We start from the raw sequence: 15,159 nt of genomic DNA on the forward strand, positions 1-15,159 counted from the left end.
GATCTCCCCATGTGCCGACCCTGGCATGGGCTGCGACGTAAGGTCGGGGATGTGACGCGCACCACCCCGGATGACGGCCCCGACATGCCGCAGCTGCCCCTCCTCGAGGCAGCCGCCGTCGGCGCGCAGCGCGAGATCAAGCCCACGTGGCGCGGCTGGATCCACGCCGGTACCTTCCCCGTCGCCATCGCCGCCGGGATCGTCCTCATCACCCTCGCCCAGGGCGCGCCCGCCAAGTGGGCGTCGGCGGTGTTCATGGCCACGTCGCTGCTGCTGTTCGGCAACTCGGCGCTCTATCACCGCTTCGACTGGAAGCCGCGCACGCGAGCGGTGCTCAAGCGCATCGACCACGCGAACATCCTGCTGCTGATCGCCGGCACCTACACGCCGCTGGCGGTTCTCGCCCTGCCCACGCAGAAGACGGTGCTGCTGCTGTCCATCGTGTGGGGCGGCGCGATCCTCGGCATCCTGTTCCGGGTCTTCTGGATCAACGCCCCGCGCTGGCTCTACGTGGCGCTGTACCTCGCGCTGGGCTGGGCCGCCGTGATGTACCTGGTGGACCTCCTCGACGCGAACGTCGCGATGATGGTCCTCGTCGTCGTCGGCGGACTGCTCTACACGGCGGGCGCCGTCGTCTACGCCGTCAAGCGTCCGAACCCCTGGCCCGGGCACTTCGGGTTCCACGAGATCTTCCACGTGTGCACCGTCCTGGCGTTCCTCTGCCATTGGACGGCGTGCCTGCTCATCGCCCTCGCCCCCGCCTACCACCGCGGCTGAGCGCGCGCCGACGGGGACGATGCGGCTCGGCCCGCGTCGGGATGGATGCCACCGGGTGGCATCCCTCCGCCTACCGGCGAGGCGCGCCCGGCTCGGTGTCGTCGTCGACGACGGTCGAGCCCTGCGCCTCGGCGCGCGCCCGCTCCTCCTCGTCGAGCTGGGCGTTGACCTCCTCGCGGTACCGGCCGCGACGGATCCGGCGCAGCATGTCCCAGACGAGCAGGAACACGGCGACGCCGATGAAGGCGATCGCGGCGAAGCCGAGCGGCCCGGGCGTGACGATCGACTCGTCGGGGGTGACAGCGGGAGTGGGGGTGGCCGCGAGGATCGCGATCGGGAAGAGCATGAGGTCCTTCGGTCCGGACGGGAGAGCGTAGCCTGGAAGTCCAGCCTAAAGCCCGGGGAGATCATGACGACGCAGGCGATGCTCGACGAGCGTTACGGTCGCACGCGGTCGCCCCGCCGACGCGCGGTGCTCTGGACGATCGTCGGCGTCGTGGCGGTGACCGCGACGGCGCTGCTCGGCTGGTCCGTCGTGTCCAACAGCATCTCGTCCGTGACGGCGACCGACACCGGGTACAACGTGGTCGACGACGGTCTCGTGACGCTCACCTTCCAGATCACCTCCCCCGTGGGCGAGCCCGTCGCGTGCGCGATCGAGGCGCAGGACGAGGAGCACGGCACCGTCGGCTGGCGGGTCGTCGAGTACCCCGCGTCCCCCGACCACAGCCGCGCGTTCACCGAGGAGATCCCCACTCTCGCGCTGGCGACGACGGGTTTTGTCAACACTTGCTGGGTGCCGTAGGCTCGAACTTCACGACGCACGCCCTGGCTGGAGCCGGGGCGTTCGACATATCCGCCGTCGTGTCCCGCCGCGCGGAGGAGCTCTACTCCCCGCCCGATCGAACCAAGGAGACCATCGTGTCCAGTGACGCCCAGGTGACCTTCCTGACCCAGGATGCCTACGACCGTCTCGCGCACGAGCTCGAGCACCTCTCGACCACGGGCCGCGAGGAGATCGCCAAGCGCATCGAGGCGGCGCGCGAGGAGGGCGACCTCAAGGAGAACGGCGGCTACCACGCCGCCAAGGACGAGCAGGGCAAGCAGGAGGCGCGCATCCGCACCCTTCAGCAGCTGCTGAAGGACGCCAAGGTCGGCGAGGCCCCCGAGAGCCACGGCGTCGTCGAGTCCGGCACGGTCGTCACCGCCCTCATCGCCGGCGGCGAAGAGACCTTCCTGCTCGGCAACCGCGAGATCGCGGCCGACAGCGAGCTCGACGTCTACAGCGAGGCGTCGCCGCTCGGCGCCGCCATCCTCGGAGCCAAGGAGGGCGAGAAGGTCTCGTACACCGCCCCCAACGGCAAGCAGATCCAGGTCGAGGTCGTGAAGGTCGAGACCTACACCGGCCAGTAAGACCCCGTCGTCGAGCCGCTCCCCCGTCCGCGGGGTGGGCGGCTCGATGTGTTCCTGCCGGGACTCCGCCAGCGAAGGCGGACCCTGAGGACCGGGGCCGGGATCCCGGACGGATGCCGCCGGCGCGGCATCCCTTCGTCAGTCCGGAACCACCGTGGCGACGAAACCCGCCTCGGCGAGGGTGTGCATGACGAGGTCGCGGTGCTCCGCCCCGCGGGTCTCGACGGACAGCTGCAGGATGACCTCGCTGATCTGCAGACCCTGTCCGTGACGGGTGTGCAGCACCTCGATGACGTTCGCACCGACCTGGGCCAGCAGCTCCGAGACGCGAGCGAGCTGCCCGGGACGATCCGGGAGCGGGATCCGCAACGACATGTAGCGACCGGATGCCGCCAGCCCGTGGGCCACGACGCGCTGCAGCAGCAGCGGGTCGATGTTGCCGCCGGACAGGATCGTGACCGTCGGACCGGACGCCTGGATCTTGCCCGCGAGGATCGCCGCGACGCCGACCGCCCCCGCCGGCTCCACGACCTGCTTCGCGCGCTCGAGCAGCACGAGGAGCGCGCGGGCGATGTCGTCCTCGGTGACGGTGACGACCTCGTCGACGTACTGCCGGATGAGCTCGAAGGGGAGGTCGCCGGGGCGGGCGACGGCGATGCCGTCGGCGATGGTCGGCGTCGTCGGCACCTGCATCGGATAACCGGCCGCGAGCGACGACGGGTAGGCGGCGGAGTTGTGCGCCTGCACCCCGATGACACGGACCTCGCGGCCCTCGGCGGCGGCGCGCGTCTTGACGGCGGCCGCGACACCGGCGGCCAGTCCTCCGCCGCCGATGCCGACGATCACCGTCTCGAGGTCGGGCATGTCCTCGATCAGCTCGAGGCCGAGCGTGCCCTGGCCGACGACGATGTCGCGATGGTCGAAGGGGTGGATGAGCACCGCGCCGGTGCGCTCCGCGAACTCCGCGGCCAGGCGCAGCGGCGTCTCGACGGTCGCGCCCTCCAGGACGACCTCGGCCCCGTAGCCGCGCGTCGCGAGGAGCTTGGGGACGGGGACGCCCAGGGGCATGAAGATGGTGGCCGCGATACCCAGCTGCTGCGCGGCCAGGGCGACGCCCTGCGCGTGGTTTCCGGCCGAGGCCGCGACGACGCCGCGTGCCCGCTCCTCCTCGGTCAGACGCGAGAGGCGGTAGGTCGCGCCGCGGATCTTGAACGACCCGGTCCGCTGCAGGTTCTCGAGCTTGAGGTTGACGGGGACGCCGAGGAGGTCGGTGAGGTGCAGCGACTCGTCGAGGGGCGTGCGCGTGATGATGCCGCGCAGCTCGTTCGCGGCATCCTCGAACTCGGCCAGGGTGGGCGTGTCGGTCATGACTTCTTCCTGCGTTCCCGGGGAACGGTCTGCCAGATCAGGTCGGGGGACGCCTCGACGGAGCCGCGCCGCTCCCACGCGTGGGTGCTCAGGTACACCGCGACGACGTTGACGAACGCCGCGAGCGGCACCGCGAACAGCGCGCCGGCGATGCCGCCGATCATCGCGCCGCCGGCCACGACGAGCACCACGGCGAGCGGGTGCACCTTGACCGCCGAGCCCATGAGGATGGGCTGCAGGATGTGGCTCTCGACCTGCTGCACGACGAGCACGGCGATGAGCATGAACAGCGCGATGAGCGGCCCGTTGTACACGAGGGCGATGAACACGGCGACGGCGCCGGTGACGATCGCGCCGACGAACGGCACGAACGCGCCGAGGAACACGAGCACGCCGATCGGGACGGCGAGCGGGACGCCCAGGAGGAACGCGCTGACGCCGATGCCGATCGCGTCGATCGTCGCGACGAGCAGCTGCGTCCGGGCGTACGTCTTGACCGTCCGCCAGCCGGCACGGCCCGCGCCGTCCACCGCCGGGCGCGACACCCGCGGGAACAGCCGGGTGGTCCAGCTCCAGATGCCGCCGCCGTCCGCGAGTAGGCACAGCAGGATGAACAGCGTCAGCAGGAGCCCGGCGCCGACGTGACCCAGCGTGGTCCCGATCGCGAGGGCGCCGGTCCACAGCGCGCCGCCCTGCTGCTGCAGGAACGTGAGGCCCTGACCGAGGCCCTGGTCGATCTGCGCCGAGCTCAGGTGCAGCGGACCGTCGATCAGGTACTGACGGAACTGCGTGACGGCATCCACCGTCCGTTCCCGCACCGAGCCGAACTGCTGCGTGATCTGCCACACCGCGAGCCAGAGGAGGCCCGAGATGACCGCGATCGTCCCGAGCACCGTGACGACGATGGCCAGCCAGCGCGGCCAGCTGTGCCGGAGGAGGAAGGAGAACGCCGGCCACACGAGCGCCGTGATGAGGATCGCGACGAGGAGAGGGATGACGAGGAGCTTGAGCTGGATGACCAGGAAGACCACGACGCCGAGCGCCGCCGCGATGACGAGCAGCCGCCACGAGTAGGCGGTCGCCTGCCGGAGCGCCTCGGGAACGGGCGGGGTGAGATCGCTCGAGACGGTGCGGCGGCGAAGGAGGTCGCGCAGGGGTGCGCGGGGCTCGGGCTCGGGGCCGGTCATCCGCTCAGCCTACCGCCGTGCGGGGGTGGCCGATGGCGGGCGCGAGAGTGCGGCGGGAGCGGGCTCGGTCGGGGGCGGCGGGGGTGCGGCGGGCGATTCGGCAGGACCCGTGGGGCAGGCGGCGGGTGGTGTGCCGGGTGGGGCGGCATCCGAACGGCCGGTCCTGCAGAACGGCAGGGATGCCGCGGGTCGCGGGCAGTTTGCAGGACCCGTGGGGCAGGTGGCGGGTGGTGTGCCGGGTGGGGCGGCATCCGAGTCTCCGGTCCTGCAGAACGGCCGCCGGAGATCGACGGACGCGGGATGTCGGAGGGCGTGGCTACGCTGGCGAGCATGCCGTCGAGCCTGAGCCGAGCCGAAGCCCGTCGCATCGCCCTCGCCGCACAGGGCTTCGCCCGGCCGCGACCGGAGACCCCGGGCACGCGGCAGATCACGGGCGCCCTGCAGCGGATGCGGATCCTGCAGATCGACTCGGTCAACGTCTTCGCCCGCTCGCACTACATGCCACTGTTCTCCCGCCTCGGCGCCTATGACACCGGTCTGCTCGACCGCCTCGTCTTCACGCGTCGCCCGCGCTGGGTGGAGTCATGGGCGCACGTGGCGTCCTTCGTCGAGGCCGACGACTGGCCGCTGCTGCAGTTCCGCCGCGATGCGGCGCGCGAGAAGTACGGGAACGACGACTGGGCCGTCGCCCACGCGGATCTTCTCGACTGGCTCCGCGCCGAGCTCGCCGAGCGCGGCCCGCTGCGCCCGGCGGAGATCGACCACGATGCCCGAAAAGCTTCGCGGGGGCCCTGGTGGGACTGGGATCACGTCAAGAACGGTCTGGAGCGCCTGTGGCTGTTCGGCGATGTCGCGATCGCCGGGCGCCGCGGCTTCGAGCGTCGCTACGCCCTGGCCGCGGAAGTCCTGCCCGCGTCCGCCCTTGCGGACCCGGTCCCCCGCGACGAGGCCATTCGAGAGCTCGTCCGGCGGGCCGCCGCCGCCTACGGCGTCGCGACCGCGGCGGACCTCGCCGACTACTGGCGCATCCGCGACCGCCCGACGGTGCTGGCGGGCATCCGCGACCTCGTCGACTCCGGGGAGCTCCTACCCGTCACCGTCGAGGGATGGCAGACGGCCGGCCGCCCCGCGAAGTCCTGGCTCCACCGCGACGCGGCCCGTCCCAGGAGGATGGATGCCGCGGCGATCCTGTCGCCGTTCGACCCCGTGGTGTGGTTCCGCGACCGTGCCGAGCGCCTGTTCGACTTCACGTACCGCATCGAGATCTACACGCCCGCACCGCAGCGTCGGTACGGCTATTACTCGCTGCCGGTCCTCGTCGGCGACGACGTCGTAGGACGTGTCGACTTGAAGGCCGATCGTGCCGCGTCCACGCTGCGCGTGCAGTCGGCGTGGTGGGAGCCGGATGCCCCCGCCGGCGCGGCCGGGCGCCTCGCGAGCGAGCTCCGGGAGGCGGCGCGGTGGCAGGGCCTGGAGGCGATCACGGTGTCGCGCTGGGGGGATGCCACGGATGCCGTCGCCGCGGAGCTGGGCGCGGCCCGGCACGACCACGCAGCCCTCGCGGAGCCGCGATCCACGATCTGACGTCGACACGAGGGCGCCCACCGGAGCCCGCCCCAGCCCGCACGCGACGACGCCCACCGGGGCCCCGCCGCAGCCCCGCTCCAGCCGGCCGCAGCCCGCACACGACGACGCCCCTCCGGCGCGGGCCGGAGGGGCGTCGTGAGAAGACGTCAGAACTGGACGCGCGGCGGCTCGGAGATCGCGGCACCGTCGACGACCTCGAAGAACTCCCGCTCGCTGAAACCGAGCTGACGTGCGAACAGGTTGTTGGGGAACACCTTGATCTTGGTGTTGAGCTCCCGGACGCCACCGTTGTAGAACCGGCGCGACGCCTGGATCTTGTCCTCGGTGTCGACGATGGACTGCTGCAGGTGCAGGAAGTTCTGGCTCGCCTGAAGCTGCGGGTACGCCTCCGCGACGGCGAACAGCGACTTCAGCGCCTGCTGCATGTGGCCCTCGGCGACCCCCGCCTCGGCCGGTCCCTGCGCGGACAGCGTCTCGGCACGGGCCCGTGTGACGTTCTCGAACACGGCCTTCTCGTGGGCGGCGTACCCCTTCACCGTCTCGATGAGATTCGGCAGGAGGTCCGCTCGTCTCTTGAGCTGGACGGTGATGTCGCTCCACGCCTCGTCGACGCGCACGTTCAGCGCGACGAGCGAGTTGTAGGTCGCCCAGAGGTAGATGCCGGCGATCACCAGGATGCCGACGACGACGATCACCGGGACGAGCCACTCCCACATAAGGTCCCCACTTCGTTCGCGAGATTGCGTTTCAGTCTAACGGCGGGGCACGATGCCGCACGGAGGGGCGAGCCGACTCCCAGTGGATACGCACCGCCCGCGGAGCTGTTCCGCCCCGGCGATGAAGACGTACCCCCGGTCAGACTCGAACTGACACTGAAGCGATTTTAAGTCGCCTGCCTCTGCCATTGGGCTACGGGGGCCCTCCCCCACCGTAGCGCGCCGACGCCGCGGAACCGGGGAGGGAGGGATGCCGCGAGCAGTGGCATCCGGGGACGACGAGACCCCCGCACCGGGGACGGTACGGGGGTCTCGAGACGCGGTGGGTTACTTCGCGGCCGCGACGGCGGCGGGCTTCGCCTCGGTGGACGCGGGAGCCGGAGCGTCGGCCGCAGGAGCCGCGGGACGCGGGCGGGCGGCGAACTCCTCGAACGCAGCACGCGGCTGCTGGACGGCCTCGAGCGACACGGTCTCGCGGCCGTGGAAGAGGTTCTGCATCCAGTCGCCGATGACGCGGAACTTGCGCTCGAACGTCGGCATGGCCAGGCCGTGGTAGCCGCGGTGCGCGAGCCAGGCGATGAAGCCGGTGAGGGCGATCTTGCCGGACTGGAAGGCACCGTTGTACAGCCCCAGGCCCGCGACGGCGCCGAGGTTCTTGTGGAAGTACTGCTTGGGCTCCTCGCCGCGCAGCACGGCGGTGATGTTCTTCGCCATGAGCTTGCCCTGGCGGACCGCGTGCTGGGCGTTGGGGACGCAGAAACCGCCCACGCCGCCTCCGGACAGGTCGGGGACGGCCGAGACGTCGCCGGCGGCCCAGGCGCCCTCGACGATGTCCTCGTCGGTGCCGACGCGCAGGTCGGGGCGGGTGCGGATGCGACCGCGCTCCTCGACGGGCAGGTCGCTGCCGCGGACGACGGTCGGGTTCGCCATGACGCCGGCGGTCCAGATGATGAGGTCGGTGGGCAGCTGCTCACCGGTCGACAGCTCGACGATGCCGTCCACGGCGCCCTTGACCTGCGTGTCGAGGTGCACGAAGGCACCCTTCTTCGCGAGGTCGGCGAGCACCCACTCGCTCGTCTTCTGCGAGACCTCGGGCATGATGCGGCCCATGGCCTCGATGAGGTGGAAGTGCGTGTCCTCGAAGGCGATGCTCGGGTAGAACTTCACCAGCGACGACGCGTAGGCGCGCAGCTCGGCGAACACCTCGATGCCCGCGAAGCCGCCGCCGACGACGACGACGGTCAGCAGACGGTCGCGCTCGGGACCGGCCGGGAGCACGGACGCCTTGTCGAAGTTGGAGGTCAGGCGGTCGCGGATGGCGACGGCCTCCTCGATCGTCTTCAGACCGATCGCATTGTCGGCGATACCGGGGATCGGGAAGGTGCGCGAGACGGCGCCGGCGGTGACGACGATCTGGTCGTACTGCTCGGTCCAGGTCTCGTCGCCCGCGATGGGGGTGACGGTCGCGGTCTTGGTCGCGTGGTTGATGCCCGTGACCTTGCCGGCGACGACCTTGGTGCGCTTCAGGTGGCGGCGCAGGCCGACCACGACGTGGCGGGGCTCGATCTCACCGGCGGCGACCTCGGGGAGGAAGGGCTGGTAGGTCATGTACGGCAGCGGGTCGACGATGGTGACCTCGGCCTCGCCACGACGGAGCTGCTTCTCGAGCTTCCACGCGGTGTAGAAGCCCGCGTAGCCTCCGCCGACAATAAGGATTCTGGGCACAGTGCTGGTCACGATGAGAGGAACTCCCTGGTGGTGGTGCGGCTCGGCTCTCGCGAGTCGCGGGCCTTTCGAATTCGCCGGGCAGCAGCACTGACGCCGAGCGCAATCATTATAGCGGCGAGAGTGGCACCCCCGAGCGGCAAGGACCCGTAGAGAACGGTATCGCGACTGGGGAGCAGAGGCGAACCGGCCTCGGGAGCCGCGTCGACCGGCGGCAGCGCCGGCACCTCGACGGGCGCGGCGCTCGGCGTCTCGGTCGGGGCGGGGGCGTCGGCGCGACGATACAGACGGATCCAGTCCGCCAGATCGCCGAGGGGGTTCTCCGAGACGGTGGGGACGGATGCCGACACCGCCGCGGCCGCGTTGACCAGTCCATAGCCGTACAGGGGGTCCTGCTGACCGGCCTGACCGGCCGCGGCGGGCGTGGTCGTCCGGATCAGGCGGTTCAGGACGTTGTCGGCATCCATTCCGGGATGCGCGGCGCGCACCAGCGCCGCGATGCCCGCGACGATGGGGGCCGCACCGCTCGTGCCGTTCCACTGCACGAGCGTGCCGTCCGCGGAGACGCCGAGGAGGCGCTCGCTGGGCGCCGAGATGCCGATCGTGATGCCCTGGGTCGACGCGTCGTTGCTCGCGACGCCGGCGGGGTTCACTCCCCCGACCGCCAGCACGCCGGGGATGGTCGCCGGGGCGCCCACGCGGTCCGTGCCGCTGCCGCGGTTGCCCGCCGCGACCACGACCACCACGTCGTGGTCGAAGGCGTAGAGGAAGGCGTCGTCCCAGCTGCGGTCCCAGTCGAGGGTGTTCGTCGTCAGGGAGAGGTTGATGACGGTGGCGCCCTCGTCGACGGCCCAGCGCATCGCCTCGGCGATCTGCTCGGTGAACGGCTTGGACGTCGACGCCCCGAAGCCGACGGAGATCGACAGCAGCTGCGCCTCCGGCGCGACGCCGATCATCCCGCGGCCGTCACCGGTGCCCCGGCCGGCGGCGAGGGAGCCGACCCAGCTGCCGTGGTTCGCGTCGACGGCGCCGACCGGCGAACGCCCGTCCGACCCGCCCACGCCCGACACGTCCGTCCCGCCGGCGACGGCGCCGGAGAACTCGATCGGCCCGCGTCCGATGCCGGTGTCGATGATCGCGATCTTCTGCCCGGCCCCGCGCGTGGTCTTCCACGCCTCCTTCACGCCGTACTGGTCGAGCCAGTACTCCGCCGCGCGCACCGGATCGGTCGGATCCGACGGGACGGGGTTCGGCTCGGCCGTCGGCGTCGAGGACGGGACCTCCGCGGCCGGCACGACCCCGGCGGCGAGGGGGGTCGCGGAGGCCGACGCCGCCCGTGCTTCGAGGGGGGTCGCGGAGGCCGGCAGGGCGACGGCGCCGAGCATCATCGTCGAGAGGACGAGGGATGCCGCCGCCGCGCGCAGGCGTCTCATCCGCTCGCTCCGGGCGACTCGCACGCGCAGCGCTCGGGCGACCAGGTGCCGCGCGCCAGGGCGCGGTCGCCGATGGGGTTCACCCCGGGACCGGCGGCCAGGGAATGACCGGCCAGCGCGTGCAGGCACTTCACGCGCGTGGGCATGCCGCCGGCCGAGATGCCGGCGATCTCCTCAGGCTCGCCATACGTCGCGCGGTCGCGCAGGTAGGCCTCGTGCGCCGACACGTACGCGGCGCGGACCTCGTCGTCGCTCTCGAGCTCGTCGGTGAACTCCTTCATGACATGACCGGCCTCGAGCACCGACATCGCCGCGGTCGCCGCGGGGTGCGTGAGGTAGTAGAAGGTCGGGAAGGGGCTGCCGTCGTCCAGTCGCGGCGAGGTCGCGACCACCGTCGGGTTGCCGCAGACGCATCGCGCGGCGATCCCGACGACTCCGCGCGGGACACGGCCCAGCTGCTCGCCGAGAACGGCGAGGTCGGCGTCGGATGCAGGGGCGAAAGGCGGCGTGCTCATCGCTGTCCAGGGTACCGGGCGCCCGCCGAGCGGACACCGGGTGTGCGCGCAGGGTCCCGCGCGGCGGCCGAGGCTCAGGGGGCGGGCTGCTCCGTCGGCGCCGGATCGGGAACGCCGATCGTCGGGACGACCGCCGTCTGGGCGGCGCCGGCCGCCGTCACCGAGCGGACGAGCTGCGCCATCCAGTCGGTCTGCGTCTGCCCGACCTCGTCGCTGACGTCGCCCTGCTCCTGCGGGGTCGCGGACGCGGGCAGATCGTTCTCGATGAGGTACACGACCTCGCCGGGCATCGTGTAGTACAGCCGCTCGCGCGCCTGCGTCGTGATGTACGCGGGGTCGCTCCAGCGGTCCCGCTGCGCCTGCAGGTCGTCCACCTCGGACTGGCTCACCGCGACCGCGCTCTGCAGCGCCTGGATCTGCTGCCGCTGGTCCATGTAGGTGCCGACAGTGGGAACGAGCACGAACGTCCCGAGGACGACGAGCCCCAGCATGATGACGACGAAGCCCGAGACGCGGTTGCCGCCGAGCCATTCGCGGGCGTCGACCCGGCGCGCGGGCAACGTGCGCCTCTTCGGGGCGGGGCGGGACGGGGATGCCACGGCGGGACGTCGCGGCGGAAGCGTCGGTCGGTCCATCGGCGTCTCCTCTCCGCGATCGCCCGCGCCGACGCGTCGTCCGCGGCGGGGGCGAGAGTCGAGTGTACGTGGCGGCCGACATCGCTCTCGTGGACGCGCCGGGAGGGCGGCATCCCCTCAGGAAAGCGAAAAGGGAGGAGCCGAAACGGCTCCCCCCTCTCGTCCGCGAGGTGCGATCAGCCCTTGAAGCGGGGGAACGCCGAGCGGCCCGCGAAGACCGCGGCGTCGCCGAGGTCCTCTTCGATGCGGAGCAGCTGGTTGTACTTGGCGACGCGCTCGCTGCGCGCGGGCGCACCGGTCTTGATCTGGCCGGCGTTCACGGCGACGGCGAGGTCGGCGATCGTGGTGTCCTCGGTCTCGCCCGAGCGGTGCGACAGCATCGAGGTGTAGCCCGAACGGGTGGCGAGGGAGATGGCGTCCAGGGTCTCGGACAGGGTGCCGATCTGGTTCACCTTGACCAGCAGCGAGTTGGCGACGCCCAGGTCGATGCCCTGCTGCAGGCGCTTGGGGTTGGTGACGAAGAGGTCGTCGCCGACGAGCTGGACCTTGGAGCCGATGGCATCCGTCAGCTTCTTCCAGCCGTCCCAGTCGTCCTCGGCGAGGGCGTCCTCGATGGTGACGATCGGGAAGTTCGCGACGAGGTCGGCGAAGTAGTCGACGAGCGTGTCGACGCTCCACTCCTTGCCCTCGACGGTGTAGACGCCGTCCTTGAAGAACTCGGTGGCGGCGACGTCCAGGCCCACGGCGATGTCCGTGCCGGGGGTGAAGCCGGCCTTCTCGATCGCGCGGATGAGGAAGTCGAGGCCCTCGCGGTTGCTGGGCAGGTCGGGGGCGAAACCGCCCTCGTCGCCGAGACCGGTGTTGTAGCCCGCGGACTTCAGCTCGCCCTTGAGGACGTGGTAGACCTCGGTGCCCCAGCGAAGGGACTCGCCGTAGGTGTCGGCGCCGATAGGGGCGAGGAAGAACTCCTGGAAGTCGATGCCGTTGTCGGCGTGCTCGCCGCCGTTGATGACGTTGAACAGCGGGACGGGCAGGAGGTGCGCGTTCGGGCCGCCGAGGTAGCGGAACAGCGGCAGGTCGGCGCTGTCGGCGGCGGCCTTGGCCACGGCCAGCGAGACGCCGAGGATGGCGTTGGCGCCGGTGCGCGACTTGTTGTCGGTGCCGTCGGTCTCGATGAGGATCTCGTCGATGATGCGCTGCTCGCTGGCCTCGACGCCCTCGATCGCGGGGCCGAGCTCGTCGACGACCGCGGCGACGGCCTTCAGGACGCCCTTGCCGCTGTAGCGGCTCTTGTCGCCGTCGCGCAGCTCGTAGGCCTCGAAGGCACCGGTGGACGCGCCGGAGGGGACGGCCGCACGCTGGACGATGCCGTCGTCGAGGAGCACCTCCACCTCGACGGTCGGGTTTCCGCGCGAGTCGAGAATCTCGCGCGCGTTGACAGCCTCGATAAGTGCCACGAAGGACTCCTCGTTGGTTCTTGAGTGGGAGGGGGCGGAGCGACGTCGGTCCGCGACGAGTCTACTGATCGCGGTCGACGGGTGTGGAGCCGGGTGGGGCGGGCCGCGGAGCCGAAGTGGCCCCGGGGCGCGGGAGATGGCCCCGGGGCCACTTTGGTGCGGGGGTGACGCGCGGGAGGTGCGGCGACGGGGCGGGCGCGACGCCGAGGCGCGGAGCCGAAGTGGCCCCGAGGCGCGGGAGATGGCCCCGGGGCCACTCTGGTGCAGGGGGACGCGCGGAGGGTGCGGCGACGGGGCGGGCGCGGCGCCGAGGCGCGGAGCCGAAGTGGCCCCGGGGCGCGGGAAATGGCCCCGGGGCCACTCGGGTGCAGGGGGACGCGCGGAGGGTCAGGCCCGGGGTCCGGCCGCGACGACGATCGCCACGGCGATGCCGTCCCAGCCCTTGCGGTCGAGCGTCTGCAGCGCGGTGGCGTCGAAGCGGGGGTCTTCACCCAGCATCGCGAGGCCGCGACGGGTCCCCTGGACCTTGGAGTCGGTGGCATCCGGATCCGCCACCTCCCCGTTCCGGCCGATGTTGTCGAGGACGACGACCGTGCCCGGGCGACCGAGACGGGCGGCCCAGTCGAGGTAGGTCGTGTTCGACTCCTTGTCGGCGTCGATGAAAACGAGGTCGAAGGGTGCGCCGCCCTGCAGGGTCGGGAGGACGTCGGTCCCGCGTCCCACCCGGACCTCCACACGATCGGTGACGCCCGCGTTCTCCACATTGCGGCGCGCGACCTCGGCGTTCGCCGGCTCGGCCTCGATCGAGACGACCCGCCCGCCCTCCGGCAGGGCCCGGGCGAGCCAGATGGTCGAGTACCCGCCGAGCGTGCCGATCTCGAGGACGCGACGGGCACCCGAGATCCTCGTCAGCAGGTGCAGCATTTTGCCGCTGACCGGAGCGACCTCGATCGCCGGCATGCCCGCCTCGTGCTGGGCGGCGATCACCGCGTCGAGCGAGGCATCCCGGCCGACGAGCGTGTCGGTGAGGTAGGCGTCGACGCGGCGGACGGTCTCGACGGTGGGATCGGCCATGCCCCCACCCTGTCGGCGCCCGTCCCTCCCGGTCAAGCCGCTTCGCGCCGGGGCCGCGCCGGGCCCCCGAGGGCCGCATAAGGCCCGCCGGGGCCGCGCCAGGCCCGCCGGGGCCGCGAGATCACGTGATCTCGTCGAGATCACGCGTTCCGTTCGACCCGAGCGTGTGCACTCGTCGAGGTCGCGTGCTCTCGACGGGGCAGGGCGGACCCCGGGGCGGACGGGGCAGCGGCGGACGGGGCGGCGGCGAGCGCGGCGAGGACGGCGGGCAGGAGGGCGTCCGCGGTGCGGCGGTAGCCGAGGGCGCTGGGGTGGAAGCGGTCCACGCTGAACATCTCGTGCGGACGTTCGGCGAACACCGGTCCGACGGCGCGGGCGAGGGCGACGACACGGGCACCGGCCCGCCGCGCGGCGACCGTCTGCGCGGCGGCGAGCTGCCGCGAGGCGCGGGCGGCCAGGGCGCGCAGCGGCTGCGGGATCGCGCGAAGGGTGCCGAGGTCGGGGCACGCCCCGACCACCACGGGGGTTCCCTGACGGACGAGAGCCCGGACGGCATCCTCCAGCTGCTGGGCGGAGCGGGAGACCGGGATGCGATGGGTCACGTCGTTGCCGCCGACGACGATCACGGCGATGTCGGCGCGGTAGTCCTCCGGGAGCGTGCCGAGCTGCGCGGCGAGGGCGGAGGTCTCGGAACCGACCACGGCCGCCGTGCGCAGCCGGACGGGACGGCGCGCGTCCCGTGCGATCCCTTTCGCGAGGCGTGCGCCGAGGGTGTCGCGGCGGTGCCCGGCGCCCAGGCCCGCGGCGATCGAGTCGCCGAGCAGCAGCAGGTCGACGGGGACGCCCGCGTGCTTCTTCCGCCGCCAGACCCGGTCGGCGTCGAGGGCGTCCTCCCCGAGCGGCTTGCCGATGCGGCGGCGGGCGACGGCGGCCTGACGTGAGAGCAGCGTGCGGACCCCGACGGCGGTCGCCCCGAGCAGGGCCGCCGTCGACGCCGTCACGGCGAGGGACCGGCGGACGAGCACCCGTCGATCACACCTCGTCGCGGTGAACGGGCGGTGGCCGCGGCCTGACCGTCCGGCATCCCGTGTCCCGGGGCGGCGTGGCCTCGGCCCGGGTGCCGTCCTGCGGCCCGACGGCCCCGCTCGGGCCTATTCCCCAGAACCGTCCTGCGGAGTTCCCACCCGACACGCCGATACAGGATGCCACCGGCCCGGCGTGTCGCGCCGGAATTCCGCACGACGGCACGAGGACAGCCGGCCTCACCCCCGA

The 15,159-nt window shown here is 72.1% G+C and carries 15 protein-coding genes and 1 tRNA gene; 4 read left to right on the forward strand and 12 right to left on the reverse strand.

The genetic code is table 11. The features are described from left to right. Positions 1-84 precede the first annotated feature (84 nt). Positions 85-777 (forward strand): PAQR family membrane homeostasis protein TrhA, encoded by a 693-nt coding sequence (gene trhA, locus ACO03V_RS05145; RefSeq protein WP_423137123.1) that lies wholly within the window; start codon positions 85-87, stop codon positions 775-777. Positions 778-847: 70 nt separating this feature from the next. Here the strand turns inward: trhA and ACO03V_RS05150 are convergent, their stop codons facing one another. Further along, positions 848-1,123, reverse strand: a complete 276-nt coding sequence (locus tag ACO03V_RS05150; RefSeq protein WP_367726401.1) for a hypothetical protein — start codon at positions 1,121-1,123, stop codon at positions 848-850. A gap of 63 nt (positions 1,124-1,186) precedes the next feature. Here ACO03V_RS05150 and ACO03V_RS05155 point away from each other — a divergent pair, with 63 nt between their 5' ends. Both ACO03V_RS05155 and greA read left to right on the forward strand, forming a co-directional pair. After that, the gene (locus ACO03V_RS05155) at positions 1,187-1,582 is read left to right on the forward strand and encodes a DUF4307 domain-containing protein (RefSeq protein WP_367726400.1); all 396 of its coding nucleotides are present in this window, start codon (positions 1,187-1,189) and stop codon (positions 1,580-1,582) included. Between the two features lie 116 nt (positions 1,583-1,698). Continuing rightward, complete coding sequence (greA, locus tag ACO03V_RS05160; RefSeq protein ID WP_367726399.1) at positions 1,699-2,190, forward strand: transcription elongation factor GreA; 492 nt, start codon at positions 1,699-1,701, stop codon at positions 2,188-2,190. Between the two features lie 138 nt (positions 2,191-2,328). Here the strand turns inward: greA and ilvA are convergent, their stop codons facing one another. Next, the gene (ilvA, locus tag ACO03V_RS05165) at positions 2,329-3,558 is read right to left on the reverse strand and encodes a threonine ammonia-lyase (protein WP_367726398.1); all 1,230 of its coding nucleotides are present in this window, start codon (positions 3,556-3,558) and stop codon (positions 2,329-2,331) included. Then, positions 3,555-4,745, reverse strand: a complete 1,191-nt coding sequence (locus tag ACO03V_RS05170; RefSeq protein ID WP_423136849.1) for an AI-2E family transporter — start codon at positions 4,743-4,745, stop codon at positions 3,555-3,557. Before ACO03V_RS05170 ends, ilvA begins: the two co-directional genes overlap by 4 nt. A gap of 330 nt (positions 4,746-5,075) precedes the next feature. Between ACO03V_RS05170 and ACO03V_RS05175 the strand changes: the two genes are divergently transcribed. Continuing rightward, complete coding sequence (locus tag ACO03V_RS05175; RefSeq protein WP_423136850.1) at positions 5,076-6,329, forward strand: winged helix-turn-helix domain-containing protein; 1,254 nt, start codon at positions 5,076-5,078, stop codon at positions 6,327-6,329. Positions 6,330-6,478: 149 nt separating this feature from the next. Here ACO03V_RS05175 and ACO03V_RS05180 read toward each other — a convergent pair whose 3' ends face one another. The 9 genes from ACO03V_RS05180 to ACO03V_RS05220 all read right to left on the reverse strand — a co-directional run bounded on the left by ACO03V_RS05180 (position 6,479) and on the right by ACO03V_RS05220 (position 14,912). Then, positions 6,479-7,048, reverse strand: a complete 570-nt coding sequence (locus ACO03V_RS05180; RefSeq protein ID WP_387053603.1) for a LemA family protein — start codon at positions 7,046-7,048, stop codon at positions 6,479-6,481. Between the two features lie 130 nt (positions 7,049-7,178). Next, positions 7,179-7,251, reverse strand: a tRNA-Leu gene (locus tag ACO03V_RS05185). A 124-nt stretch (positions 7,252-7,375) separates the two neighbouring features. Next, complete coding sequence (locus ACO03V_RS05190; RefSeq protein ID WP_423136851.1) at positions 7,376-8,773, reverse strand: NAD(P)/FAD-dependent oxidoreductase; 1,398 nt, start codon at positions 8,771-8,773, stop codon at positions 7,376-7,378. A gap of 8 nt (positions 8,774-8,781) precedes the next feature. Then, on the reverse strand, positions 8,782-10,206 hold the full coding sequence (locus ACO03V_RS05195) for a S8 family peptidase (protein ID WP_423136852.1): 1,425 nt from the start codon (positions 10,204-10,206) through the stop codon (positions 8,782-8,784). Beyond that, positions 10,203-10,721 (reverse strand): DUF501 domain-containing protein, encoded by a 519-nt coding sequence (locus ACO03V_RS05200; protein WP_367726392.1) that lies wholly within the window; start codon positions 10,719-10,721, stop codon positions 10,203-10,205. The genes ACO03V_RS05195 and ACO03V_RS05200 overlap by 4 nt, the downstream gene beginning before the upstream one ends. A 74-nt stretch (positions 10,722-10,795) precedes the next feature. Then, complete coding sequence (locus ACO03V_RS05205) at positions 10,796-11,356, reverse strand: FtsB family cell division protein (protein ID WP_423136853.1); 561 nt, start codon at positions 11,354-11,356, stop codon at positions 10,796-10,798. Positions 11,357-11,532: 176 nt separating this feature from the next. Beyond that, the gene (eno, locus tag ACO03V_RS05210; RefSeq protein WP_367726390.1) at positions 11,533-12,813 is read right to left on the reverse strand and encodes a phosphopyruvate hydratase; all 1,281 of its coding nucleotides are present in this window, start codon (positions 12,811-12,813) and stop codon (positions 11,533-11,535) included. 387 nt (positions 12,814-13,200) lie between these two features. After that, positions 13,201-13,887, reverse strand: coding sequence for an O-methyltransferase (locus tag ACO03V_RS05215; RefSeq protein ID WP_423136854.1), 687 nt, complete (start codon positions 13,885-13,887; stop codon positions 13,201-13,203). Positions 13,888-14,027: 140 nt separating this feature from the next. After that, a complete protein-coding gene (locus tag ACO03V_RS05220; RefSeq protein WP_423136855.1) occupies positions 14,028-14,912 on the reverse strand; it encodes an SGNH/GDSL hydrolase family protein in 885 nt (294 codons plus the stop codon). Positions 14,913-15,159 lie beyond the last annotated feature (247 nt).

The sequence above is a fragment of the Microbacterium sp. HMH0099 genome (assembly GCF_049384025.1).
GTDB lineage: Bacteria > Actinomycetota > Actinomycetes > Actinomycetales > Microbacteriaceae > Microbacterium.